Here is a 24,784-nt window from a genome sequence, read left to right as displayed (position 1 = left end):
GGGGGGACAGGGGTCATTCCGCCTGCGCGGCGGAAAGCAACTCCCAGATGTGCTCGACATAGTCGGTGAAGCGAGGCTCGAGCCGGGTGTCGCGGGACCTCGGCCACGGCAGGTCGATCTCGATCGCGTTCCGGATGCTCGATGCGGGGCCGCGGCTGCTGACCACGACCCGGTTGCCCAGCAGGACGGCCTCATCGATCTGGTGCGTGATGAACAGCCCGGCCTTGGGCGTATCGGACCAGATCCGCAGCAGCTCGAGCTGCAGAATCTCGCGTTGCTGGGCGTCCAGCGCGGCGAACGGCTCGTCGAGCAGCAGGATGCTCGGATCGGCCGCGAGCGCCCTGGCCAGGTTCACCCGCTGCTGCATCCCACCGGACAACTGATACGGATACGACCGGGCGAACGCGGTGAGCCCGACGAGGTCGAGCAGTTCGCGGGCACGTTCCCGCGCGGCCCGCTTACCCACGCCGTAGGACCGCAGGCCGTAGGCCACGTTGTCCTCGACCGTGATCCACGGCAGCAACGATGCCTTCTGGAACACGACCGCGCGGTCCGATCCCGGGCCGGTGACCGGCTTGCCGTCCACCAGCACCGCCCCTGAGCGGTGCGGCACCAGCCCCGCGACCGCGCTCAGTACCGTCGATTTGCCGCACCCGCTCGGGCCGACCACGCAGACCATCTCGGAAGGCCCGATGTCGAAGGTCGCATCGGCGACCGCCACGAAGTCCTTGCTGCGACCACGCATCGGATAAGCGATGGTCACGTTACGGACACTGACCTTGGCGGGCACCGAGCCCGTGCCGGCCTTCGGCTCGGGTTCGCCGATATCGGCCAGCTCAGGTCCGACCTTGGTGGTGCCATGGGATACGGGGCGCATCGCCAAACCTCCCGGATGCTGTGGCGCTTCGTCGATCCACGTGCAGGAAAGGCGCGGGCGGCTGCCCTGCGAGAAGTGCCTGGCGTTTCCGTCGTCCACCGCGCTTGCAGCAGACTGTAGAGGTTAATTTCCTTGCGCGCAAGTAAATTCATGGCTAGCCTGACCGGAAGAGAATTTCCCCGGGAACAAATGAGGTCCGGCCGTGGCGCGCAGAACCGAAGACGATCTCCAGCCCGTCACACGGGAACGCATCCTGACGGTGGCGGCGGCACTGATGGCCCAGCGAGGATACCGGGGCACGAACCTCAATGACGTCGCCGGCGCACTGGATGTCACGCGGCAGGCGCTCTATCACCATTTCCGCAACAAGCAGGCGATCCTGTCGTCGATCTTCCACCTGCTGTTCGACCGGCTGCTCGAATCCGCGGAGCAGGTCGACGCCTTCCCCGCCGCGACAAGGTTCCGTGAGCTCTTCTCCGTCTACATCGACGTCATCCTGGAGGACACGGCGATCGCAGCCGTCGCGGTCAACGAGTACCGGGAGCTGCTCGATCCGGACCGCCACGCGATGCAGAAGGCTCGCCAGCGTTATTTCGAACTGCTGGAGAACTCCTATTCGGCGGGGGTGGCCGCCGGCACCTTGCTGGACATCCCGCCCCGGGTCGCGGTCCGCGTGGCCATCGGCACCGTCAACTGGGCGACCCGCTGGTATCGCCCCGATGGGCCCGCGTCGCCCGAACGCACACGCAGCTACATCGAGCAGATCGTGTTCACCGGAATCGAGCGCGCGGACCCGCATTGAGCTCCTATCGGGACGGGATCGCGGCCGGTTTCCGGCGGATGCCCTGCCGTTCGAGCTCCGGCATCACCTGCTCGACGAAGGCGTCCAGACCACTGGGATAGTCGATCCAGGTCAGGGCAAGACCATCGATCCCCGCCTCGCGCAGGGCGCCGATCTGCTCGGCGATCCGGGACGCCGAACCGACCAGCGGCAGCCCCGGCGTCGCCGCCACCGACCGCGACAGTTGCCGCCGCGCCTCGGGTGGCATCCGGGCGCCGCCCATCGTCCACTCGATACAGTTGCGCACCGCCTGCTCGTCCGCTTCGGACACATATCGGGAGACCAGCTCCTCGGCTTCCCGGTCGGTCTCCCCCAGCACGACACTCGCCGACATCCACACCTGCAGCTCGCGGCCATACGACTCGGCGAGCGCCCGGATTTCGGCCGCCTTCGACCGCGCGCCGTCGACGTCCCGCGCCGAGACGAACGCGATATCGGCGTAGCGCGCCGCGAATTGGTGTCCTCGTGGGGAAAACGCCGCGTTCATCACCGGCGGCCGTGGCGCCTGGAGCGGTTTCGGCTGCTGGTAACCACCATCGACCCGGACGAACTTGCCGACGTAGTCGAACTCGTCGTCATCGCTCCACAAGCGACAGACGACGTCCATCCACTCCTCGAGGTAGTCATAGCGCTCGTCGTGTTCGAGCTTGCCGGCGCCGAACATCTTGAGTTCCTTCTCGAACCAGCCGGCGACCACGTTGAGCCCGGCGCGACCATCGGCGATGTGGTCCACAGTGGTCAGTTGCTTGGCGGCGACCACGGGCGAGACCGTGAGGGAATGTGACGTCGAGAAGACGACGATGCGGCTCGTACTGGCCGCGATCCCCGCCGCCCAGGTGTAGGTCTCGAAACTGCGTCCCCACGGGTTCGTCTCGCCCTCGAAGCCACGCCACCGCGAGAACGGGATGGCTGCCTCGAACCCGGCTTCCTCGGCCTTCCGGGCCAGTCGCACGTTGTCGTGCCAGTCGATTTCGTAGCGGGACGGCGATTTGCTCAAGCCACCGCCGGCGGAGACGTTGAATCCGAAGATGCCGAGCTTGAGATCCGGGCCGGTGAACAGCGGGCCTCGCCGGTCACACGTCTCGATGGGCTGATGTGCGGACACGGGCATCCTCCTGATCGTCGTTGATCCGCTGGCGGGTCTGCGTTGTGGTGACGCGGGCGTCGACCGCGACGATCCGGCCGTCCAGCCCCAGCAGCACCGGGTTGATGTCGAAGCTGTCCACCTCCGGATGCTCGGCGAACCACCAGCTCGCCACCGCGATGACGTCGACCATCTGCGCGAACCGTTCGGTGCTCGCACCGAGCATCCGGCCGAACGTCGTGCGGCCCAGCGCCCTGGCCACCTCCCCCGGCTCGGCGGGGCACCGGACATGCGTCACGTCCCGATAGGGCTCCGCATAACCGCCGCCGAGCCCGGCGACCACGATCGGGCCGAACTCGGGGTCGCGCTGACCACCCAGCAGCGCCATCGCCACGCTTGGGGTGAACGTCTCCACCACGATGCGAGCACCGGGCGAGCGAGTGAGCATGTCCCTGGCGGCCTCGAATACGGCGGTGCGATCACGCAGATACAGGCGGACCGCCCCGGCCGCCGCCTTGTGCACGATGTCGACGGCGGACAGCTTGAGAGTGACCGGATAGCCGAGCTCGTCGGCCGCCGCGGCGGCGGCTTGGGGATCTTCGACCAGCCGGGCCTCGTTGAAGGGGACTCCGGCGTCGTGCAGCAACGCGCGTGAGGACCAGTAATCGTGCACCACCGGTGGATCCCCCGCACCCGGCGTGACGCCGACATGCCGCCTGACCGGCATGCCCGCCCACCGGTCCGCTTCGGCGAAGAAGTCCGCATATCGGCCCATCGCGCGGACAGCCCGCTGAGATCCGTCGAACAGCGGAACCCCGGCGTCGAGCACGAGCCGTTCGGCCTCCGCGGTGGTTTCGCCCGCCGACCACAACGACACGGCCACCGGCAGATCGGGCCGTTTGGCCACCTCCTCCAACGCCGAGCCGACCGTCCATTTCGCGAAGTGGCCCGACCATGCGGGCACCGCCATCAGGTGCAGATCGAACGTCGGATCGGCCAGCAGCGCCGCTGTCGCCGGGGCGATGAGTTCCGGCTTGTCGATCACTTCTCCGGTCAGGTCGAACGGATTTCCCGGCCTGGCGAGCTGGAACAGCCCCGCCAGTGTGTCCACAGTGGCCGGTGCGGGCGGCGGGCAGGTCAGCCCCGCGGCGTCGGCCGCATCGACGGCAATCGCGCCGTCACCACCGGAATACGTCGAGATGCCGAGCGCCCGGGGAGGCACGGCCGGGCGGCGCCACCGGTCGAACAGCTGCCCGGTCTCCCAGAGCTCGTCGAGTTCGTCGACGACGATGACCCCGTTCTCCCGCATCAGCGAGACCTGCACGTCCGCCGCACCGGACAGCGCGCCCGAGTGGGTCTGCACGGCCTGCCGGCCGAGCTCCGAACGACCGGGTTTGCACAGGATGACCGGCTTTCCGGCGGCCGCGGCCCGGCGGGCGGTGCGCAGGAACTTCTCCGGGTCCTTGAGCCCTTCGACGATCGTCAGGGTCGCCCGGGTGCGCTCGTCGTGGGTGTAGTGGTCGACGAAATCCCACAGGTCGAGGTCCCACTGGCTCCCGGTGGCGACGGCGTAGGTGAGCCCCAGCCCCCGGGCGAGGATACGGAGCATGAGGGTGTTGCACAGCGCGCCGCTCTGCGTCACCACCGCCAGCCCGCCGCGGGTCAGCTCGTCAGGATGGTTGAGCCCGGCCCGCGGCACGTAGCCGTCCGCGATGTTCATCAACCCCGCCGTATTCGGCCCGACCAGCCGGAGACCCGAGTCCCGGCACAGCGCCCGGATCTCGGCTTCGAGACGCGCCCCCTCCTCCCCCAGTTCGCTGAAACCGCCGGCTACGGCGGTGGCCGTCTTGATACCGGCGGCGGCACAGTCGGCGAGTGCCCGCGGCACCCGGCGTGCACCGACCACGAGCACCGCCGTATCCGGGACCTCCGGCAGGCTCGCCACATCGGGGTAGCAGGGGATGCCGTCGATATCGGTGTGCCGCGGGTTCACGGCGTAGAGCGGGCCGTCGAAACCGTGGCGCCGCAGGTTCTTCAGCGGCGCCGACGTGAACCCCCGGCCATGCGGGGACGCGCCGATGACGACGACCGAACGGGGCGCCAGAATGGACTGGATCGCCGCAAGGGTGTCCACGGATCTCCTCCTCGTTGAGGTCGTTGAGGTCGTTGAGGTCAATGTGCCCAGTGCACGGCGGCCGGATCGAGCTTCAGGTCGATCAGCACGGGACGGTCGCGCTCGCCCACCACCTTCTCGGCCTGGGCGAGGTCTTCGAGACTCCGGACGGTGCAGCCGAGCCCGCCGAGCGACTCGGCGACCGGCGCGAAGTCGGGCCAGTCGAACAGGCTGTGCTCGATCTCGAAACCGCGGCCGGCGAGCTTGCGGTATTCGGCGCCGTAGCAGCCGTCGTTGCAGACCACGACGATCAGGTCCACGCCGTGCCGCACCGCGGTACTGAACTCCGCCAGCCCGCCCAGCATGAAGCTGCCGTCGCCGACCAGCGCGACGGCCGGGACGCCGCGGTCCGCACATCCCATCCCGATCGCCACCGCGAGCCCGTTGCCGATGGCCCCGAAACCGGTGAAGGAACAGGTCCAGGCGCGTGGCCGGGAGACATCGAACCGCCGGATCACCTCGTCGGTGAAACGCCCACCGTCCACGGTGAGCGTGCGGGCGCCGGGAAGTCGCCGGTTGAGCTCACCGAGCGCGGCGGCCAGGTCGACGAAACCAGGCCGGCCGTCCCCTGTTCCGGGTTCGGTGCCGGCGTCGATCGAGTCGCGGAAACCGGTCGCGGTGTGTTCGGCCTCGCGCAGCCACGTGACCACTGTTTCGGCGAAGGCGCCGGCATCGGCGACGATGGCCGCATCGGCGGTGAACGCGGTGAGTGCCTTCGGGTCCAGGTCACAGTGCACCACCCGCTTGCCCTCCAGATAGGGCCAGCCGTCGCCGCCCCCGGTGTAGGGGTTGAGGCTGGTGCCGACGGCGATGACGCAGTCGCTGGCGAGGATGGCCTCCACTGCCCGGGGCGTTGCCAAGGTCCCGAAGACGCCCAGGTCGTGCTCGTACGCGCCGAACAGTCCGCGCGCCGGAAGGGTCGTCGCCACCGGCGCGCCGAGCACTTCGGCCAGCTCACGCACGGCCGCCTCCGCTTCGGCGAGCAGCACACCCGTGCCGGCCAGCACGATGGGGCGCCGGGCGGTGGCGATCATGCCCACGGCCGCGTCGAGCGCGGCCGGGTCCGGCGCCGGAGCTTGCCGTGGCAGCGCCGGCCGCGATTCAAGCAAGTCGGCGACTTCGGCGAACATGAAGTCCGCCGGTACGTTGAAGACGATCGGCCGTTGCTCGACCGCCGCTCGCGCCAGCGCGCGCTCCAGATCGGCAGGCGCTGACCGCGCCGACGCCGCGGTCACGTAACCGGCCCCGGTGGGCGCCACCAACGACGCCTGGTCGATCTTCTGCGCGTTGGTGCGGTCTTCCGCGGCCGTGTCCCCCGCGATCAAGACCATCGCGCGCCGTTCCCGCGTGGCCGACACCAGCGTGGCCACGCAGTTCGCCAGCCCAGGGCCATGCGTGACCGTGGCGACCCCGACCCCGCCCGAACCGGTGGCGTAGCCGGCGGCCATCAAGGCGGCGCCCGCTTCGTTGGCGGCCGCCACGTACTCGCCGCCGAAGTCCCGGATGAAGCTGTCGACGAAGAACATGTTCCCGTCGCCCATCACGCCGAACATCGTGGTCACCCCGTGCCGGGCCAGCGCGGCCGCCAAACTCGTGTGGCCCTTCACAGCCCGCTCCCCGCCTGCTTGCGGTCCTCGAAGGCCCGGATCCGCTCGTGCCGGGCCAGGATCTCCTCCGCGTTGACCACGAACGGGCCGTCGATCATGTCGCCGTCGACGACCACGATGGTGCCGGCCTCTTCCTTCGCCGCCTCGGCCTTGACCAGCTCGACGATCTTGGCCGCCCAGGCCACGTCTTCCTCGGCGGGACTGAACGCCTCGTTGACGATCGGCACCTGCCGGGGATGGAAGACCACCGAGCCGGCGAATCCCATCTGTGCGGCGATTTCGGCCGTCCGTCGCGTGCCCTCGGCGTCGGCGAAGGTCGAGTGCCCGACGTCGATCGGGTCCACCCCGGCCGCCCTGGCCGCCGCCACCACCCGGCCGCGCGCGTAGAGGTACTCGTGGCTCGGTGCGGGGAACCGCCGGAACGACCCGATGCTGAGCCGCTTCACCCCGATGTCGGCACCGAAGTCGCCGACGCCGAAGATCACGCCCGTCACCCGTGGATGGGCCGCGCAGATCGCCTCGACGCGGTTCAGGCCCTTGGCCGTCTCGATCATCGACCAGATCCGCACGGTCCCGTCGGCGACGCCTGCCGCGCGTTCCGCCTCGGACAGCAACTCGGCGGCCCGGTGGATCTCGCTCTCGCTCTCCACCTTGGGCAGCAGCAACCCATCCGGTCGCCCCGCCACGAGCACGGCGATGTCCCGCTCACCTTCCACCGTCGTGACCCGGTTGATGCGCACGATTCGCTCCCGGACACCCCAGTCGAGATCGGCGAGCTGCCGCACGGCGGAAGCCCGGGCCGCGCTCTTCAAGCTCGGGTGCACGCCGTCTTCGAGCTCGAGAATGCACACGTCCGCCGGCGAGCCGGCCAGCTTGGCGAGCAGGTTCTCCTTGTGCGCCGGCGCGATCAAGAAGGAACGGCGGACCGGGGTGGATGCCATGGCAGCAAACCTCTGTTTCGTTCGACAGCGGACGAATGGATCGCAGGAATCTGACCCCCGCCTGCCGCGGGCCTGCCCTGCCACGATATCTCACAAGATAGTTATGCACTAGAGCTATTTTGCCTATGTAAGGTAGCTTCTCGACAGAGCAAGATCAGCACACCGTGGACAAAGGACCGAAGCGATGCCCGTCAGCACGATCGATTCAACCCCCGCCCTCGTCGTGGTCGACCTGCAGCAGGGTCTATTGGGAGCCCCGACGGTCCCGTATCCGATGGAGGAGGTCGTCCGGCAGACCGCGCGCCTGGCCAAGGCGTTCCGCGCGCACGACCTGCCGGTGGCCCTCGTGACCGTCGAGGGCGGTGCGCCCGGACGCACCGAAGCCGGCCACCCCTCCGGCGACCGGCCCGCCGGCTGGTCCGATGTCGCCGAGGGCCTTGATCCCCAGCCCGGCGACATCCGCATCACCAAGCACCGCTGGAACGCCTTTCACGACACCGGACTGCACGCCGAGCTGACCGGACGGGGCGTGACGCAGGTGATCATCGCCGGCGTCGCCACGAGCGTGGGTGTCGAGGGAACCGCGCGCGGCGCCCACGATCACGGATACCACGTCGTGCTGGCCACCGATTCGATGACCGACATCGACGCGGCCGCGCATGCCAACAGCATCGAGCGCATCTTCGGCAAGCTCGGCGAGACCGGTTCGGTGGACGAGATCATCGAACTGATCGGACGGAACCGCTAGCGGGTGACTCCTAGCGCCGATTGGATGCGGCCCGGCGGCCCCGCTGCGGGGTGGCCGGGCCCGCGTCGTACTCGGCGATGCGTTCGATCAGGTCGCCGGCCTGAAACAGCAGGCGGCGCTCCCGGTCGGTCAGCGCGTACTCGACCGCCTCGCTCAGCCAGGCATGACGGCCGGCCGAGGTCCTGGCCACCACATCCCGGCCTCGTTTCGTGACATGCACGAACACCTTGCGCCCGTCACCGGGATCGGGATGGCGGGTGATCATGCCCGCGTCCTCCAGCATGCGCAGCGCGGCGGCCATGTTCGGGCTCGTCATTTGCAGCTCGGCGGCCAGCTGGCCGGGACGCTGCGGCGAGTCGGCCCGCGTGGCGGCCGTGAGGACCACCAGTGCGGCCGTCGAGAGCCCCTCGACCGCCGACCGCTCGCGGCGCAACCGCCGGTTCAGCACCTTGATCTGCCCGAGCAACCGCTCGACTTCTTCGCCCGCCACCCACTCAGCCTAGCAAGAAACATAGGTATCTCCGGTAGGTACTCGCGGCGAGCCGGCCGCGACCCCTTGACCTTCCCCAAGTACCTATCTAAGGTAACTACTCGATGAGATAAATTCGACGGGAGGTCGCAATGGACGTCGTCGTCGCACGCGACGTGGCAACCCAGGCGCAGGACAAGGGCACCGACAGTTCGTTGCGCCCTGGCGGGGTCCTGCGTCAGATGTTGTTTCACGACAATGCCCCTGACGGGCTCAGCTTCAAATTCTTCCGGAGTCAGTACCTGCCCGGAGACAAGGCCTTCACCAGCCCGCGCCACCACCACGCGTTCCAGCAACTGCGCTGGACGGAGTCCGGCGAGATCAACTACGGTCCAGGGCAGTACATCCGCGCCCGGGAGATGGCCTACTTCCCGCGTGGCGCCTACTACGGGCCGCAGGTGAAGGACACCGGCGTCGGCCTGCTGCTGCAACTCGGCTTCCACGGAGAGCACCAGTACGGCGGCGTGTGGGCGAATGTCCGCGAGGAGGCGATCAAGCGACTCAAGGAAAAGGGAACGTTCGCCGAGGGTGTGTTCGTCGACACCGATCCCGATACCGGTGAGCGCCGCGAGCGTGACAGCGGTCAGGCACTTTACGAAGAACAATATGCGGCTCTGACGGGCAACAAGTTCGTCGTCCCGGAAGAGGGCTACGACTCGCCGATTCTCCTGCACCCGCAGGCGTTCGACTATTACGAGGCCGCCCCGGGCGTGGAGGTCAAGCATCTCGGGAGCTTCTTCGATCACCCCGGTCCCCACGCCGATATCCGGCTTTCGGTGGTGCGCCTGTCCCCCGGCGGCACCTACCACTTCGGACCCGAGCGTGGACAGATCGCCTGGACCACCGATCCGGGGCTCCGTGTCGAGGACAGTACCTATCCGGAACTGACCTACCTCTACAGCCCTCGCGACGAGAAGGCCGAAATCTCGGCCGAGGGGACCGTGGAAATCTTCGTCGTCGAATTCCCGCGCCTGGACTGATCTCGCATTCCGTCATACCAAGGAGAAGTCACATGAGGATCGTGCACATCGACGAGTTGCCCGTCCAGAGCCGCCAACCGCGTGGACGCGAGGGCAAGTCGGTCAAGACGAGCATCATCATGCACGGCGACCCCGAGCGACTGGACAACTTCAATTTCCGGATTCTCTACGACGAGGCCGGTGACATCTATTCGCCCCGCCACCACCACAATTTCTGCCAGTTCTACTACATGCTCGAAGGCGACTACGACTTCGGCCAGACCGGCCACGCCAAGGAGGGCTGGCTCGTCTACGTTCCCGAAGGCGCGTTCTACGGGCCCCAGTCCGGGACACCCCACACCCGGATCGCGGTCCAGTTCGGCGGCCCGGCCGGTTCCGGCTTCCTGGACGCCAAGCAACACAGCGCGGCCTTCGAAGAACTCAAGAAACTCGGTGTGTTCGAAAAGGGGATTTTCAAGCGCAACCCGGACGTGCCCGGCCCGCGCACTCAGGACAGCTACGAAGCGATCTGGGAGCATGTGCGGCAACGGCCGATCGGCTATCCCGAACCGCAGTACCCGAACCCCATCTTCATGAACCCGGCGGGGTTCTCGTGGGAGCCGGTCGAGGGCAGCGCGGGAGTCGAGGAGAAGCTTCTCGGCGTCCTGTCCAGTGCTCACCTCAAGGCCGCCACCTACCGGCTCCAGCCCGGCGCCACCTTCACCGCGAGCGGGCGTGGCATCTACATCGTGCTGGCGGGCAACGGTTCCGTCGACGGCAGCGGGTATCGAACGTTGTCCACTGTGTACCTGGAAACCGGCGAGCAGGCTTCGTTCACCGCGGACGAGACCACCGAACTGGTCCACTTCGGACTGCCCACTTTGGACCAGATTTCGAAGGAGCCTCCCGCGCCCAGGGCCGAGGAGGAGCCGGCCTACGCCACGACCTGACAGCCGGCCCGCGGGGCTGCGGCCCCGCGGGCCCCAGCGCAAAGGAGCGCGATGACCGAACCGACCTACGTCCGCCCCATCGACTTCGACGCGTTGCAGGCGGTGGCCCAACGCGGCGAGCTGGCCATGCAAACCCTCCTGGGGCACGACAGCGGAGCCCGCAACTGCCTGATCAATGTCTTCATCCTGCCACCGCGAACCGGTTCGCCGGTCGGCTGGCACACCCACGAGGGCGAGCAGATCTTCTACATCCTGTCCGGCACGCTGATCTTCGAAATAGACGGCCGGCGATTCCGCGTCCCGGCGGGCAGCATCCAGATCACCCCGCCCGGCGTGCCACACCGGAACTGGAACGAGGGCCCCGACGACGTCCGGCTGATCTCGTTCAACACTCCCCTGCCCGACCCCGGCAAGCCCATCGCCCACCCGGTCGACGCCCCGGCCTGAGTGTCTGAAAAGGAAGCTCAAATGTCCACAGTGGACCAGCTGGACCAGGACACGCCGGCCGCGGAGGTCGACCGGCGCCTGGATGCGGCGGGCGCCGCCGCGCCGGAGTGGGGGCGGTGGGCGCCGCGATCGCGAGCGGAGGCACTCGACGCGGTCGCCGACGCACTCGACGCCGGCGCCACGGACCTCGTCGCTGCCGCGATGACAGAAACGGGTCTCCCCGAGGCCCGGCTCACCGGCGAAGTGAAGCGGACCACGGTCCAGCTGCGCATGTTCGCCGGCGTGCTGCGCGACGGCTCCTACCTCCGGATCGTGATCGACCGCAGCGACCCCGGCTTCGCCCTCGGCACAAAGCCGGATCTGCGGCGCTGGCTCGTTCCGCTCGGCCCGGTGCTCGTTTTCGCGGCGAGCAACTTCCCGTTCGCGTTCTCGGTCGCCGGCGGGGACACCGCCGCCGCGCTCGCCGCGGGCTGCCCGGTGCTGCTCAAGGCTCACCCCGGCCACCCCGGGACCTCACGGTTGACCGCGGACATCGTCCGCTCGGCGCTGCGCCACACCGGGGCGCCGGAGGGGACCTTCGACCTGATCACCGGCCAGGAGGCCGGGGTGCGGGCACTGCGAGACCCCCGCGTCACCGCGGCCGCGTTCACCGGATCCGTCGCCGGCGGCCGGGCATTGTTCGACATCGCCTCGTCTCGCAAGTCGCCGATCCCGTTCTACGGCGAACTCGGCAGCGTCAACCCGGCGGTGGTCACCGCCGAAGCGGCACACGAACGCGGACAGCAGATCGCCGAGGGTTTCGTCGCGTCGTTCACCCTGGGGGCGGGCCAGTTCTGCACCAAGCCCGGCGTGCTCCTGCTGCCACGTGGTACAGACCTTTCCGAGCACGTGGCCGAACTCGCCGACGGCGTACCGCCCGCCCGGATGCTCACCGCCGGAATCGCGCAGCGCTACCGCGAACGGCTCGGCGAACTGGTGAACGTCCCAGGAGTCAAGGTCCTGCTGAACGGGCGGGAACATGCGGATCAGTCCGGCGTGCCCGCCGTCAGCCCGACCCTCTTCCACGCCGGGTCGGTGCACAACCTGCACGAGCACCGAGAAGTGTTGCTGGAAGAGAACTTCGGCCCCTCGGCGGTGATCGCGGAGTACACTGTGGACGATGATCTGGCCGGGATCCTCGAAGCAGTCGGAGGAAGCCTGACGGTCACGGTGCAGACGTCGAGCCGGCCGGAGGAGTCCGAACGGGCACGCCTCAGCGAGCTGCTCCAGCTCGCGGCGCGGTGCAGCGGCCGCGTCGTGTTCAACGAATGGCCGACCGGGGTGGCGGTCACCGCGGCCCAGCACCACGGCGGCCCCTACCCCGCCACCACCGCCGTGCTGCACACATCCGTTGGTACGGCGGCAATCGAGCGTTTCCTGCGCCCGGTCACCTACCAGAACGCGCCCGACGCGCTGCTGCCCCGCGCACTCCAGGACGCCAACCCGCTGGGATTACCCCGCACCGTCAACGAACCCGGAGACTCCTTCCGAGCTGATCCCTAAACGTCCCCGTTCGCGCGAGCGCGATGGGCTTCTTCGCGCTGAGCCTCGGTGCCGACCGGATCTTCGACGACGATCACCTCGTCACCGGTGAGGTCGGTGTGGTGGCCGGTGGTGTAGAAGCGCACTTCGTGCCCGTCGGGGTCGTGGGTTTCCGGCAGGATCCAGCCGATCGTGGCGAAGTGGACGCCGGCGTGCCTCTCGCCGAAGGTGGTGAGGCGCTCGGCAAGCTGGTCGATCCCGTCCTTGTCGGGGACACCGATCGAGAAGTAGTCGAAGCCGCTGGCCCGCGCCGCGCGCTCGGGGTCGAGGACGAAGCCCAGCATCGGGCCGCCGTGGGGGTGTGCCATCACCAGCCCGGTGGCCCGGCCGTGCTTCGTGAACCGGATGACGGGGCGATACCCCAAGCGCGAGGAGTACCAGGCCTGAGTCCGGTCGAGGTCGGCCACGGGGAGCTTGAGGTGGTGGACGCCGTCGAGGACGGGTGCGTCGATCATGGTCATGCTGACTCCCACCTGATGCAGTCCGACTGCAATTATGCAGTTAGACTGCATCGCATGAGCGAAGGTGTCAAGCGACCACACGAGGCGCGGGTGGCGGCGACCGAAGAACGGATCCTCGCCGCCGCGCGGGAGCTGTTCGTCCGCCACGGCTACCACGCGACCACCCTGACCGAGGTCGCCGACACCGCCGGCGTGGGACATCGCACCGTTTACCTGCGGTTCGGCACCAAGGCCGCGTTGCTGAAGCGTGTCACCGACGTCGCCGTCGCCGGTGACGCAGACCCGGTGGACGTCGCCCATCGAGACTGGTTCCGGACGGCGCTCACCGCCCCGACCCTCGAGAAGCGCATCGCCGCGCTAGCCCGCGGCACCGCCGACGTGATGGAGCGCGCAGGGGACCTGTTCGAGGTGGTCCAGCAAGCACAGGCCACCGAACCCCTGCTGGCGGGGGCGTTCCGAGCCGGACGCCAGGCCACCCGCGAGCAGCTACACACCTTCGTCCGCCAGGCCGTCGCCGACGGCCTGGCCCGCCGGCCCACCGACCGGACGTGGCTCCAGGAAACCGTGGCTCTCGCCGGCCAGGCCGACACCTACCTGCTTCTGCGCCGCACCACCGGCTGGACCACGCGCGACTACCGGCGCTGGCTCACCACCACGCTGCGCCATCTCCTCGCCGCCGCGTGATCACTTGGTGCCGATGATGCAGCGGGCCAGACCGGGAAGCCTGACCTTGCCGTCTTCTTCGTAGGTGCCGGCCTCGGCGATGACGGCTTCCGCGATCCGCTCCCGCGCCGGTTCGCCGACCTGCGCAAGTGCCGAAACCACGGGCGCGACGTGCTCGCTGATCATTTGCCAGTACTGCGCGGGCGACCGGGTCACGAGTTCGACGCCGACATTCCACTCGGCGACGTCGTGCAGCCCCGCGGTTTCGTACAGGGCACCGACATATCCAGGGGCAGCGCACCGGAAAATATTCGGCCTATCCGGGTCGGGCGGCGCCGTTTCCTTCGCGATGGCCTGCGTGGCGATCGTCGTCCACGGATTTTCCCCGGGCTTGCCCCAGACAGAGGAGCAGAGCCGTCCGCCCGGCTTGAGCACCCGCGCGAACTCGGTGGTCGCTTTGGCGAGGTCGGGAAAGAACATGTATCCAAACCGGACGGAAATACTGTCGAATGTCGCGTCACCGAATGGCAGGTCGTCGGCGCTGCACACGGTGGTCTCGAAATTGGTGATCCCTCGCGCGATCGCCCGTCGGGTCGCGATATCGAGCATTTCGGCCGCAAGATCGGTCAGCACGACGTGCCCGCTGGGCGCGAGCTTGGCGACGGTCAGCCCAGGTTCCCCCGTGCCCGCGGCGATGTCGAGATGCCGTTGATCGTCAGCGATGTCGAGCCGCTCGATCATCGCAGCGCCGACCGGGGCCAGCTGATCCATGATGACCGCGTCCCATTTTTCCCAGCCCGCGGCAAGCCCGGCCCACGTCGCTCGCTGAGCGTCCCGGATCTCATCCCCACTCGCCATCGGCCCTCCCCTCAGCATTGGTGGGATCGCACGCTACCCGTTCTTATGCGCCATTGCCACGAGCTGGATCCTGGCTTGTGTCCGGACTGCCTTCACTTTCGTCAGGAACAGTGATCGGTGGATACGTCGCTCGATTGGCGCCTCCGGTTGACGGTCGAGATATGGCCTCGACCGAGATGCCGCCCGACTTTTCTCCGAACTCACTCGGGCACGAGGACGGATTTGTCGAGCACAGTCCCGTCGACGTATGTGCTGTCGAAGTCATTTTGGCGATGGAACCGCGGTGAAGACGGGTGCCGACGGCTGACGTAATCAGCCCGCTTGAATTGCAGAAATAGCACGTACTCCACCGTGCGCAGCTGCGCGTCCCAACCCCGGTGTTCTTCTTGTCGCAACGATGGCAATACGGGAGCGCCCTCATCTCCTCGGCGCCACGTCCTCATCGGTGATGACGGCAACGGTCGCAGCCGAAGCGGCCAGGGAATGGCCTCTTCTTCGGGCACAATCAGGAACATGCCAAAAACCTCAGCGCGACTGCTGGCGCTGCTCTCGCTGTTGCAGGCACGCCGCGACTGGCCGGGGCAGCTGCTGGCGGAGCGACTGGAGGTCAGCCCTCGCACGGTGCGCCGCGACGTCGATCGCCTTCGCGAGCTCGGCTATCCCATCGTGACCACGAAAGGCCCGGACGGCGGGTACCGGCTGGGCGCCGGCACGCAACTTCCTCCGTTGCTGTTCGACGACGAGCAGGCCATCGCCCTGACCGTGGCACTCCGGATCGCCACCACCACCGGCGCCGGCATCGAGGAGGCCGCGGCCCGGGCGCTGACCACCATCCGGCAGGTCATGCCCCCACGACTGCGCCACCGCATCGACACCCTCCAGCTCACCGCCGTCGAACGGTCCCCGGGGCCGCCGCTCGACAGTGGTGTGCTGCTGGCGATCAGTGGCGCCGTCCACGCCTGCGAGGTGCTGCGCTTCGACTACGCCACCGCGGCCGCACCACGCAGGGTGGAGCCGCACCATCTCGTCACATGGGGCGGTCGCTGGTACCTCGTCGCCTGGGACCTTGACCGCGACGACTGGCGCACCTTCCGCGCCGACCGGATCACCCCGCGCATCCCCACCGGACCCCGCTTCACCCCGCGCGAACTGCCCGGAGGGAGCGTGGCCACCTTCGTCATCGACCGGTTCTCGGGCTCCGACGGCTCCGGCGGCTGGCCCTGCCGCGGTGAAGTGATCCTCGACTTGCCCGCCGCCGAGGTGTCGCCGTTCGTCCGCGACGGGATCGTCGAGGAACTCGGCCCGGACCGCTGCCGGGTCGGCTTGGGCTCCTGGTCGTGGCCCGCCTTGGCCGCCAGCATCGGCAGATTCGACGCCGATATCGAAGTCGTCGGGCCGGCCGAACTGAAAGAGGCCTTCGCACATCTGGCCCGCCGCTACGCCAACGCCGCGACCGACCGCCGGCCCGGAATCGGAGACCTCACGTCAGGATGATCGGTCGCGCGTCGTCTGACGAGTTCGATCGCCGAAGGTGTTCCTGACGTAGCTCGTAAACGGTCTTCTCCCCGAGTCGATGACCGGGATATGGCCGTCGCGCCAGATCATGTAGTTGGGCAGCGGTGCCGCAGAATTCGACCGTAGCACGTTCCGCATCGATCGCTACAGAACGGGTAGACTGCCGGCCGTGGAGACCAAACAACGCCGCCGGACCGGCCGGCCCCGAGAATTCGACGTCGACGAAGCTCTCGAGCGCGCCCTGCTGGTCTTCTGGGAACAGGGCTACGAGGGGGCCAGCCTGGCCACCCTGACCGACGCGATGGGCATCTCCACCACCAGCATGTACGCGACCTTCGGCAACAAGGAAGAACTGTTCCGCAAGGCCCTCGAGCGCTACACCGAAGGCCCGAGCGCCTATCTGGCCCGGGCACTGGAAGAGCCGACCGCGCTCGGCGTCGCCACCGCCATCGTGGCGGGCACCGTTCGGACCACCACACGCCCGGAACAGCCCCACGGCTGCCTGGGCGTGCACGGCGCACTGGCCACCAGCGACTCCGGGCGCGGAGTCCGCGACCTCCTCATCGCCTGGCGCAACAACGGTTACTCCGCTATCCGGGAGCGGTTCGAACGAGCCGTTGACGAGGGCGACCTGCCCCCGGAGGCCAACCCGGCACTGCTTGCGCGCTACGTCACTTCGCTGACCTCCGGCATCGCCGTGGCAGCCGCCGGCGGCGTCAGCCGCGACGAACTCCAGGAAATGGCCGACGCCGCGCTGCGCAGCTGGCCGCTCTGCTGAGGTTCTCCGCCGCCGCGTCACCCTTTTGTAGCGATCGATGCAGAACGTGCTACGGTCGAGTTCTGCATCGATCGATGCAGAACTCGACGGCTGCCCTACAGAAGGGGTATCTGATGTCCGACAATGAGCTGCGCGGGTTTTACCTGCGCTACCTCGAGCAGCTCAACGCCCACAAGTTCGATCAGATGGACGAGTTCATCGACGAGCGGACCACGTTGAACGGTGAACCGGCCACCCGGGACGACCTCATCGCGGTGCAGAAGGCCGACGTGGACGCGGTTCCGGACCTCCACTGGGAGCTCAAGGAACTCCTCTTCGACGGTGACCGGCTGGCCGCGCGACTGATCAACACGGGTACTCCGGTGAAGGAGTGGCTCGGTGTGCCTCCCAGCGGCGCCTCCTTCGAGATCGTCGAGTTCGCCATCTATCAGGTCCGCAACGGGCGGTTCGTGCACATGACCGCCCTGCACGACGCCGGCGAACTACTCCGGCAGCTGACCCGCTGACACCATTCGAGAGGGAGACACATGACCATCACATTGATCACCGGGGCCAACAAGGGCATCGGTTTCGAGACGGCCAAACAGCTTCTGCAACTGGGGCACGTCGTCTACATCGGTGCGCGTGACGCCGAACGAGGCGAAAAGGCCGCGGCCGAGCTCGGCGCACGGTTCGTGCAGCTCGATGTGACCGACGACGCGTCGGTGAGCAGCGCGCTGGCAACGATCGATTCGGCCGAGGGCCGGCTCGACGTGCTGGTGAACAACGCGGGCATCCTCGGGGACGTCGTCGCCGACGGTCCGACGGCCTTGCGAGTGTTCGACACCAATGCGGTCGGCATCGTGCGCGTCACGGAGGCGGCGCTTCCCTTGCTGCGCAAGTCCTCGAACCCGGCCGTCGTCACGGTTTCCAGCAGCGCCGGGTCATTCTGGGCGGTGACCAACCCCGAGCGGCCGGAGTTCAACCTCCCGCTCGCGCTCTATTCGGCGTCCAAATCGGCGGCGACCATGCTGACGGTCCAGTACGCGAAGTCCCAGCCGGGCATCAAATTCAACGCCGTCGAGCCCGGCACCACCGCCACCGATATGACCGCGGCCTTCGGAATCGGACGGTCCCCGGCAGAGAGCGCCGAAGTCATCGTGCGCCTGGCAACCCTCGACGCGGACGGCCCGACCGGAACCTTCCAAGACGAAAACGGGGAACTTCCCTGGTAATCGCTGAGGAGCGGTGGGGGCAGCGCGGTTCGTGCTGCCCCCACCGTTTTACGTGCCCGTGACCAGTTGCTGGCCGCCGTCGATGTCGTAGGTGGCGCCGGTCAGTGCGGTGTTGGTCATGAGGTGCACGGCCAGTGCGGCGACGTCAGCCGGGCCGACCACGCGGCGGATGGGCAGCGTGGCGCGCAGCTGGTCCCGGCGTGCGTCCAACTCGCCACCGAGCAGCTCCGCCGACAAGGGCGTGTCGACGAAACCCGGTGCGATGAGGTTGACCCGGATGGGCGCCACTTCGAGCGCGAGGTTGGCGACCAGCGCAGGCATCGCCGCGGTGCCCGCCGCGATGACGGAAAGGCCCAGACCAGGCCGGCGGGCGCCGGTACCGCTGAGGAACACCAGGGTGCCGCCGGGACGCACCGTGCCGACGGCCAGCCGGGCCACGTGGATGGGCAACCACAGATGCTCGTCCAGCGAGCGCCGCGCCGCCTCCACATCCATGTCGGCCAGCCGGCCGTAGTATGGCCGGCCCGCCGTCACCAGCACGTGGTCGATCGGTGCGGGCAGCTCGTCGAAGAACCGCCCGAGCGCGAGCGGATCCGTTGCGTCAAAGGCAGCACCGCGCTGCGCGCCGAGTTCGGCGGCCGTCCGGTCGAGGCGATCGGGATCGCGCCCGGTGATGATCACGCCGGCCCCTTCGGTCTGAGCCAGGCGGGCGGTTTCGAGTCCGATACCCGCACTGCCGCCGATCACGACAACGGTCTGGCCGGACAGTGCGGGTTCACGCAAACCGGTCGGGGCGCTCATGTTCTGGCTCCCTCGAGCTCACCGCGAAGTGCCTTCAATGCTCCGACGAAGATCTCGGAAAACGTCGGGAATGGCTGGATGACATCACGCAGCACCTCCAGCGGCACCTGAGCGCGGATTGCCAGCGTGGCCTGCTGCAGCCACTCCCCCGCCTCAGGGCCCAGCGCGCAGGCGCCGGTCAGCCGTTCGCCGTCGCTGACCAGGGTCAGGAAGCCGGTCGACTCGGCGTAGGCGTGCGTATAGGTGGCCGTCTTCGCCACCTCGGCCAACCGCACCGTCGCACTGAACCGGCCTTCCGTGGCGCCCACCGACGCCGCTTGCGGATCGGTATAGACCACGTTCGGGATGGCTTCGTAGCCGGCCTCGCGCGTCTCGCCGAGGATGTTCGCCGCCGCGACCTCGCCCTGGTATTTGCCGACGTGGGTGAGCGGGCGCACCCCGGTCACATCACCGATGGCCCACAGCCGGTCCCCTGCCCGCAGCTGCCCGTCCACCCGGACGCCGTGCTCGTCGAACGTCGCATCGGTCGTCTCGAGCCCCACTCCGGCGACCCGCGGGCGCCGGCCGGTGGCGACCAGGATCCGGTCGCCGCGTAGTTCGCGGCCGTCGTCGAGAACCAGCACATAGCCGGCTCCGTCCCGCCGCGCCGCGGTGGTGTGCACGCCGAGCTGGAGCTCGACGCCGTCCCGCCGCAGCACCTCACCGAGCGCCTCGCCCAGCGCGGCCGGCTCGCGTGCCAGCACGCGCGGGGCCGACTCCACCAGGACCACGGCACCGCCGAGGCGCCGCACGGCCTGCGCCATTTCGACGCCGACCGGGCCGCCGCCGAGGACGAGCAGCCGGCGCGGGACGGCCGTCATGGCGGTCGCTTCACGGTTGGTCCAGATGCCGTCGAGTTCCGGCAGGCCCGGCACCGGCGGGACCACCGGGTCCGCGCCGTTCGCCAGCACGATGTGCTCGGCGGTGCGGCGCACCCCGTCGACCTCGACCACTCCGGGCCCGGCCAGCCGTCCGGTGCCGCGGATCAGGTCGATGCCCTTGCTCGCCAACCACTTCTGCTGGCCGGCGTCCGTGTGGTTCGAGACCATGAAGTCCCGCCAGGCCAGCGCACCGGCGACGTCGACGTCGGCGCTCGCCCCGGCCTCGCGGGCCTGGTGCACCGCCTCACCGGGTCGCAGCAGCGACTTCGACGGGATGCAAGCCCAGTACGAGCACTCGCCGCCGACCAGTTCCCGCTCGATCACCGCCACCCGCAGACCACCGTCCGCGAGTTCACCCGCGCAGTGCTCACCCGGCGATCCCGCGCCGAGGACGATCACGTCGTAATCGTTGCGGCTCATGGGTTCTGCGCATTCCGCTCGTCCACCATGTACTGCGCGTACCAGTCCGGCCAATCGGGATCGGCCTGCCCGGTCTCCTCCTCGTACTTCCCATGCGCGGCCTCCGCGCGCCGCAGCGCCGCGGCCAGGCCGGCGGCGGAGTCGTACGCGGCTCCGGTCACCCGGCCGGGCAGGCGCTCGGTCACCTCTTGGACGAACCACGTATTGCCGTCGGGATCAGCAAAGGAGAGCCACGAACCGTAGCTCTGCCGGTCCGCGCCCGGACCGGGCACCCGCTCACTCGTGCCCGCGTGATGGAAGATCCCGCCCGCGTCGTGGAAGACCTCGCTGACGTCGGCGCCACCGCCCGCCAGCTCGGTCCTTGCCGCCTCGATATCGTCCACCACCAGCTGCAGGCCCTCGACCGAGCCGGGCGTGGCGGAGGTGAGTCCGGTGCCGAAGATGACCGAGCACGGCGAGCCGGGTGGCGTCAGCTGCACGACCCGGAAGTCCGGGCCAGTGGCGAAGTCGGCGTCCTCGCGCCACCCGAGTGCCTGGTAGAAGTCCTTGGCCCGGTCGACGGCGGCTACCGGGATGACGACAACCTCGAGCTTCATGTCCACGACCGTGGCTCCTCTGCTGTCGTGCCGAGGCCGCGACCGGGCCGCCGGCGCTGGTACGGCCCTCCAGCGTCGCGCCGGGCGGCCCCGAAGTCCATAGCTCAGGAGCGTGAGACCGGCGCTTCGACGTCGTCGTATACACGGACCGCGGCCAGCAACCCGTTCTGGCGATGCTCGAAGACGCAGATCCCCGCCTGCGGCGGCAGATCGTGCCTGCCCCAGCTGACGCAGTTGTATTCCACGGCGGTGCGCACGTCGTCGTCGGTGCGGGCGCACGGCTGGAGTCCGATGCCGCCCTCGCTGAAGGCCCGGGTGAAGAACGACCGCAGCTCGCTGGTGCCGCGGTGGGTGTAGTGCGGGCCGATGGGTTCGCGGAAGTATCCGTCCGGCTCGAATGTCGCGACGATGGCCGCGGTGTCGCCGGCGGCGAGCGCGGCGTGGTAGCGGCCGACGACGTCATCCCGGCCGTCGTCGACGGGCTCGAGTATCGGCGGCCGGACGTGGCGTCGTCCGTCGACGGGCCACTGGCTGCAGTATGTCCGGAACACCACGGACCGGTCATCGGCGGATTCGGCGACGACCGCGACCGGCCACGCGACTTCGCGCCCGTCGTCGCCGGCCAAGTGGGCCAGCAACTCGACTACGGCCCGTCCACCGCTGCGCGTCGCCGCCACCGTCTCGATCCGCGCGTGCCGCTCGGACAGCCAGGCCCGGTTCCGCAGGACGAATCGCCGCAGCTGCCTATGTCCGCGGACCTCGCCGGCACGGGGATCGTGCACGACGACCTCGCCGGGCCAGACCGTTTCGAGCGCGTCGAGATCACCGTGCTCCAGCGCGGCGAAGTACTGCGCCACCGGATCCGCCAAGCCCGCGGAACGGGTCTGGCGGCGCGCCAGCTCGACGGCAGTGACGAAATCCGGAAACCACGGCATCCCGATATCCTCAGAGGTCGAGGACGACGTCCGTCTCAGGGCGCGCGCAACACAGCAATACGTGACCGGCCGCCGGATCGTCGAGCGGGTCCGGTGAGTAACTCACCGTCCCCGACAACAGCGGCGTCGAGCAGGTCTGGCAGACCCCCGTGCGGCACGACCACCGCGTCGGCACGTCGCAGGCCTCGGCCATCTCGAGCAAACTGGCCAAGTCCACGTCGAACGCGGTGGTGAGGGCGGCGCGGGCGAAGGTGATCATGGGCCCGGTACCGGCGGTGGCGGGGGTATGCGGGGCCGGCCGGCCGTCGGCCACGACACCAGGGTTGATCGCCGACAACGACGCGAACATCTCGGTGTGAATGCGGCCCGGGGCGATGCCCAGGGCCCCGAGCACCGCCGTCATCGCGTCCATGAAACCGGACGGCCCGCACAGGTAGACGCTGGCATCAGTCGGCAGGCCGAGCGCGGCGAGCGCGTCCCGATCCAGCCGGCCGTGGGTGACACCGGCTTCGGACGTCTCCGCGGTATCGGCCGTGTAGAAGATGTGGCTGTGCGCGTCCGGTAAGGAACGGATGAGCCGGGCGGCCTCGGCGGCCAGGGCATGCGTGGCCGGCCGGTTCGTCGTGTGCAGCCACCACACCGCACGCGTGCTGCGCTGTGCGGCCAGCGAACGCAGCATCGCGAGCACCGGCGTCACCCCGATACCGGCCGACAGCAGGACAACGGGCTCGTCACCGTCGCCGAGCACGAATTCGCCGCGCGGGGCCGCGACATCGAGCTCGTCACCGACGGCCAGCGCCGTGCCGATATACCCGCTGGCCCGGCCATGGCGCTCGCGCTTGACGCTGATCCGGTAACCGTCCAGGGCCGATGCCGACAGCGAATAGCTGCGCACCGGAGCCGGCTCACCGGCGGCGGGTAACCGCACGGTCAGGTACTGCCCCGGCCGGGGTACCGGCAGCGCGCCGCCATCGGCCGGCCGCAGGGAGACCGACGTGACGAGTTCGGTTTCGTGCACCAGCTCCGCAACACGCATGCGCCGGAACCCGTCCCAGGCCGGCCGCGGCGCCGGTTCCCGGCGTGGGTGGCCGGCCTGGTCGACCAGCTCACGGAACGAGTCGCGCCAGCCGGGACTGAGCGCCGGCACGTTCAGCGCGCGACGCATCGTCTCGGTGTCGCCACCGGGCAGATACAGCAACGCATCGGCCGATGCCACCGTGATCTGTTCCGGTCCGGTGCCGAGCTTGACGATGTCGTCGCCCGCCCGCACGAGCCCCTCCTGCCGGACCCGGAAGTAGAAACCGGGGCGGTGGTGGGCGACCAGCAGCGAGGCCATCCGCGGCTCGCCGAGACGCAGCCCGACGCGGTAACATGTGGTCCGGGGCTGGGTCACCTCGAACTCGGCGTCACCGATGCGGTAGCGGTCACCGATGCACACCTGATCGTCCGGCAGCCCGTCCACGGTGAAGTTCTCGCCGAAAATGCCGTACGTCAGGTCCGTCCGGTCGAGCTGCCGAGCCCAGTATTCATACGACTCGGCCTGATACACCATCACAGCCCGTTGCTCCCCGCCGTGCCCGGCGAGGTCGCCCTGTCCGTCGCCGTCGAGGTTCAGCCGGCGAGCCATCACCGGGCGCGTCGTCGGGCTCTTCCAGATGCCGGTGTGCACGACGCGGCCCTTCCACGCCACATCGCGGGGCCGGCCGACGTTCAGCGACAGAAGCTTGGCCATGGCGCGCCTCCCCGTCATCGTGGTGGTCCTCCCCACCTCAGACGGTGAGGCGCGGCTCGTCAAGCGCTCATGTCCCCCGTCGCGGGCGTGCCATCGGCGAGCCCGTAACGCAAGTACACGGCGCCCTTCGGACCGGCGGCCGGCGGTTCGAGGAGGGTGAGGTTCGTGGGCACCGCACCACCGTCGAACACCTGCTTCCCGACGCCGAGCACGATCGGGTACAGCCAGAGGTCGAGGCGGTCGAAGAGTTTTTCGCGCAGGAGGGTCTGCACGAGATTCAGGCTCCCGACGACCTTCACGTGTTCGTGGCGGTCCCGGATTTCCCGCACCGCGCCGGCCAGATCGGGGCCGAGCTGCGTGGACCCGGCCCAGGAGAGGTCGGGCTTGCCGCGGGAGGCCACATATTTCGGGACGCCGTTGAAGAGCGTGGCGATCTCGCCGTCCTTCTGGTGCGGCCAGTAGGCGGCGAAGATGTCATAGGTCCGGCGGCCGAGCAGGAGGGCGTCCGTGCCCTCGTACGCGGCACCGACCTGCGCCCCGGCGACCTCGTCCAGCAGGGGCGCCTGCCAGCCGCCGAACGGGAACCCCGCCGGGTCCTCCTCGGGACCGCCGGGCGCCTGCCCGACGAGGTCGAGGGTGGCGAACAGCTCGATGTCGATGAGGCCCATGCCGTACTCCCGGATGAGTTGGTTGTATCGGTCAGGAGGTAGACCGGCGGGCGCGGGCAGACTCATCGTTGCGGCGCCCGTGCAGGCGCGGCGCTGGGTTTCCGTCGTTGCGTGCGTGCCCCTTGCATGAGCGCGGCAGCCATCAAGACGCAGAGGGAAAGCGTCGTGACGTCGAGCAGATACGCGGCCAGCCACACGTGCTTGGCGATCTCGAAGAACCCGTCCCCCAGCACAGCCATGATCACGATCCCGAGCGCGCCCACCGCGGCCACGGCCGGCACCAGGCCGTAGCGCGCCATCGAGGAACGGCGGCGCACCACCGCCACCACCCCGGCGGCCAGGCCCGCCACCACCACCAGCGACGGCCACCACGGCACGCTCATCTCATCGAGCCACCGCTGAAACGAGTTGTCCGTCCCGAGATCACCCGTCGGCGGCCCTGCCACCGGCGCCGCCGCACTCCCCGGCGTCCACGGCGCACGCGGC

The 24,784-nt window shown here is 69.0% G+C and carries 26 protein-coding genes and 1 pseudogene; 11 read left to right on the top strand and 16 right to left on the bottom strand.

Annotated features, from left to right (window positions below):
• Positions 1-13: 13 nt before the first annotated feature.
• Positions 14-877 carry an ABC transporter ATP-binding protein gene (locus GKO32_RS03865; protein ID WP_154755378.1) on the bottom strand — a complete coding sequence of 288 codons (864 nt, stop codon included), beginning with the start codon at positions 875-877 and terminating at the stop codon, positions 14-16.
• 202 nt (positions 878-1,079) lie between these two features.
• Here GKO32_RS03865 and GKO32_RS03860 point away from each other — a divergent pair, with 202 nt between their 5' ends.
• Positions 1,080-1,679, top strand: a complete 600-nt coding sequence (locus tag GKO32_RS03860) for a TetR-type transcription factor C-terminal domain-containing protein (protein ID WP_154755377.1) — start codon at positions 1,080-1,082, stop codon at positions 1,677-1,679.
• Positions 1,680-1,683: 4 nt separating this feature from the next.
• Here GKO32_RS03860 and GKO32_RS03855 read toward each other — a convergent pair whose 3' ends face one another.
• Genes GKO32_RS03855 through GKO32_RS03840 form a run of 4 tightly spaced genes read right to left on the bottom strand, consistent with a single transcriptional unit; the run spans position 1,684 to position 7,523 of the window.
• Positions 1,684-2,829, bottom strand: coding sequence for an LLM class flavin-dependent oxidoreductase (locus GKO32_RS03855; protein WP_154755376.1), 1,146 nt, complete (start codon positions 2,827-2,829; stop codon positions 1,684-1,686).
• Positions 2,792-4,936 (bottom strand): acetate--CoA ligase family protein, encoded by a 2,145-nt coding sequence (locus GKO32_RS03850; RefSeq protein ID WP_166459363.1) that lies wholly within the window; start codon positions 4,934-4,936, stop codon positions 2,792-2,794. The genes GKO32_RS03855 and GKO32_RS03850 overlap by 38 nt, the downstream gene beginning before the upstream one ends.
• 38 nt (positions 4,937-4,974) lie before the next feature.
• On the bottom strand, positions 4,975-6,582 hold the full coding sequence (locus GKO32_RS03845; protein WP_154755374.1) for a thiamine pyrophosphate-binding protein: 1,608 nt from the start codon (positions 6,580-6,582) through the stop codon (positions 4,975-4,977).
• Positions 6,579-7,523, bottom strand: coding sequence for an HpcH/HpaI aldolase/citrate lyase family protein (locus GKO32_RS03840; protein WP_154755373.1), 945 nt, complete (start codon positions 7,521-7,523; stop codon positions 6,579-6,581). Before GKO32_RS03840 ends, GKO32_RS03845 begins: the two co-directional genes overlap by 4 nt.
• Positions 7,524-7,707: 184 nt before the next feature.
• Between GKO32_RS03840 and GKO32_RS03835 the strand changes: the two genes are divergently transcribed.
• Positions 7,708-8,271, top strand: coding sequence for an isochorismatase family protein (locus GKO32_RS03835; RefSeq protein ID WP_154755372.1), 564 nt, complete (start codon positions 7,708-7,710; stop codon positions 8,269-8,271).
• 10 nt (positions 8,272-8,281) lie between these two features.
• Here GKO32_RS03835 and GKO32_RS03830 read toward each other — a convergent pair whose 3' ends face one another.
• Entirely contained in the window at positions 8,282-8,761 is a 480-nt protein-coding gene (locus GKO32_RS03830) for a MarR family winged helix-turn-helix transcriptional regulator (RefSeq protein ID WP_154755371.1), read from the bottom strand.
• 131 nt (positions 8,762-8,892) lie between these two features.
• On the opposite strand from GKO32_RS03830, the gene GKO32_RS03825 reads away from it, so the two are divergent.
• From GKO32_RS03825 to GKO32_RS03810, 4 genes are read left to right on the top strand one after another with little or no spacing between them, the layout of a single operon-like run.
• A complete protein-coding gene (locus GKO32_RS03825) occupies positions 8,893-9,780 on the top strand; it encodes a hypothetical protein (protein ID WP_154755370.1) in 888 nt (295 codons plus the stop codon).
• 32 nt (positions 9,781-9,812) lie between these two features.
• Positions 9,813-10,709: a hypothetical protein gene (locus GKO32_RS03820; RefSeq protein WP_154755369.1), complete on the top strand. Its 897-nt coding sequence runs from the start codon at positions 9,813-9,815 to the stop codon at positions 10,707-10,709.
• 51 nt (positions 10,710-10,760) lie between these two features.
• Positions 10,761-11,156 carry a cupin domain-containing protein gene (locus GKO32_RS03815; protein WP_154755368.1) on the top strand — a complete coding sequence of 132 codons (396 nt, stop codon included), beginning with the start codon at positions 10,761-10,763 and terminating at the stop codon, positions 11,154-11,156.
• 21 nt (positions 11,157-11,177) lie between these two features.
• Positions 11,178-12,698, top strand: a complete 1,521-nt coding sequence (locus GKO32_RS03810) for an aldehyde dehydrogenase (NADP(+)) (RefSeq protein WP_154755367.1) — start codon at positions 11,178-11,180, stop codon at positions 12,696-12,698.
• Here the strand turns inward: GKO32_RS03810 and GKO32_RS03805 are convergent.
• Positions 12,695-13,198, bottom strand: coding sequence for a VOC family protein (locus GKO32_RS03805; RefSeq protein ID WP_246243138.1), 504 nt, complete (start codon positions 13,196-13,198; stop codon positions 12,695-12,697). The genes GKO32_RS03810 and GKO32_RS03805 overlap by 4 nt on opposite strands.
• Before the next feature lie 54 nt (positions 13,199-13,252).
• On the opposite strand from GKO32_RS03805, the gene GKO32_RS03800 reads away from it, so the two are divergent.
• The gene (locus tag GKO32_RS03800) at positions 13,253-13,882 is read left to right on the top strand and encodes a TetR/AcrR family transcriptional regulator (protein WP_166459362.1); all 630 of its coding nucleotides are present in this window, start codon (positions 13,253-13,255) and stop codon (positions 13,880-13,882) included.
• On the opposite strand, the gene GKO32_RS03795 is transcribed toward GKO32_RS03800, so the two are convergent.
• Positions 13,883-14,719 carry a class I SAM-dependent methyltransferase gene (locus GKO32_RS03795; protein WP_166459361.1) on the bottom strand — a complete coding sequence of 279 codons (837 nt, stop codon included), beginning with the start codon at positions 14,717-14,719 and terminating at the stop codon, positions 13,883-13,885. It lies immediately after the preceding gene.
• A gap of 200 nt (positions 14,720-14,919) precedes the next feature.
• The gene (locus tag GKO32_RS03790; protein WP_154755364.1) at positions 14,920-15,234 is read right to left on the bottom strand and encodes a hypothetical protein; all 315 of its coding nucleotides are present in this window, start codon (positions 15,232-15,234) and stop codon (positions 14,920-14,922) included.
• On the opposite strand from GKO32_RS03790, the gene GKO32_RS03785 reads away from it, so the two are divergent.
• The 4 genes from GKO32_RS03785 (at position 15,233) to GKO32_RS03770 (ending at position 18,226) form a co-directional block, all read left to right on the top strand.
• Positions 15,233-16,213, top strand: a complete 981-nt coding sequence (locus GKO32_RS03785) for a helix-turn-helix transcriptional regulator (protein ID WP_154755363.1) — start codon at positions 15,233-15,235, stop codon at positions 16,211-16,213. The two genes, GKO32_RS03790 and GKO32_RS03785, sit on opposite strands and share 2 nt — an antisense overlap.
• 190 nt (positions 16,214-16,403) lie before the next feature.
• Positions 16,404-17,012 (top strand): TetR/AcrR family transcriptional regulator, encoded by a 609-nt coding sequence (locus tag GKO32_RS03780; protein WP_312867470.1) that lies wholly within the window; start codon positions 16,404-16,406, stop codon positions 17,010-17,012.
• A gap of 113 nt (positions 17,013-17,125) precedes the next feature.
• On the top strand, positions 17,126-17,518 hold the full coding sequence (locus GKO32_RS03775; protein WP_154755362.1) for an ester cyclase: 393 nt from the start codon (positions 17,126-17,128) through the stop codon (positions 17,516-17,518).
• A 21-nt stretch (positions 17,519-17,539) separates the two neighbouring features.
• Complete coding sequence (locus tag GKO32_RS03770) at positions 17,540-18,226, top strand: SDR family NAD(P)-dependent oxidoreductase (RefSeq protein ID WP_154755361.1); 687 nt, start codon at positions 17,540-17,542, stop codon at positions 18,224-18,226.
• A 48-nt stretch (positions 18,227-18,274) separates the two neighbouring features.
• Here the strand turns inward: GKO32_RS03770 and GKO32_RS03765 are convergent, their stop codons facing one another.
• The 7 genes and pseudogenes from GKO32_RS03765 to GKO32_RS37870 all read right to left on the bottom strand — a co-directional run.
• On the bottom strand, positions 18,275-19,027 hold the full coding sequence (locus GKO32_RS03765; protein ID WP_154755360.1) for an SDR family oxidoreductase: 753 nt from the start codon (positions 19,025-19,027) through the stop codon (positions 18,275-18,277).
• Complete coding sequence (locus GKO32_RS03760; RefSeq protein ID WP_154755359.1) at positions 19,024-20,367, bottom strand: dihydrolipoyl dehydrogenase family protein; 1,344 nt, start codon at positions 20,365-20,367, stop codon at positions 19,024-19,026. The genes GKO32_RS03765 and GKO32_RS03760 overlap by 4 nt, the downstream gene beginning before the upstream one ends.
• Positions 20,364-20,963 (bottom strand): VOC family protein, encoded by a 600-nt coding sequence (locus tag GKO32_RS03755; RefSeq protein WP_154755358.1) that lies wholly within the window; start codon positions 20,961-20,963, stop codon positions 20,364-20,366. The genes GKO32_RS03760 and GKO32_RS03755 overlap by 4 nt, the downstream gene beginning before the upstream one ends.
• Positions 20,964-21,067: 104 nt before the next feature.
• A complete protein-coding gene (locus GKO32_RS03750; protein WP_154755357.1) occupies positions 21,068-21,898 on the bottom strand; it encodes a nuclear transport factor 2 family protein in 831 nt (276 codons plus the stop codon).
• Positions 21,899-21,908: 10 nt separating this feature from the next.
• Positions 21,909-23,630: an MOSC domain-containing protein gene (locus tag GKO32_RS03745; protein ID WP_154755356.1), complete on the bottom strand. Its 1,722-nt coding sequence runs from the start codon at positions 23,628-23,630 to the stop codon at positions 21,909-21,911.
• 59 nt (positions 23,631-23,689) lie between these two features.
• A complete protein-coding gene (locus tag GKO32_RS03740) occupies positions 23,690-24,298 on the bottom strand; it encodes a dihydrofolate reductase family protein (protein ID WP_154755355.1) in 609 nt (202 codons plus the stop codon).
• A 62-nt stretch (positions 24,299-24,360) separates the two neighbouring features.
• A pseudogene (locus GKO32_RS37870) lies at positions 24,361-24,784 on the bottom strand (hypothetical protein); the annotation flags it as partial.

The organism is Amycolatopsis pithecellobii, assembly GCF_009707865.1.
GTDB lineage: Bacteria > Actinomycetota > Actinomycetes > Mycobacteriales > Pseudonocardiaceae > Amycolatopsis_E > Amycolatopsis_E pithecellobii.
The sequence above is the reverse complement of the archived record's forward strand: the minus strand, read 5'-3'. Positions and strand labels throughout refer to the sequence as shown.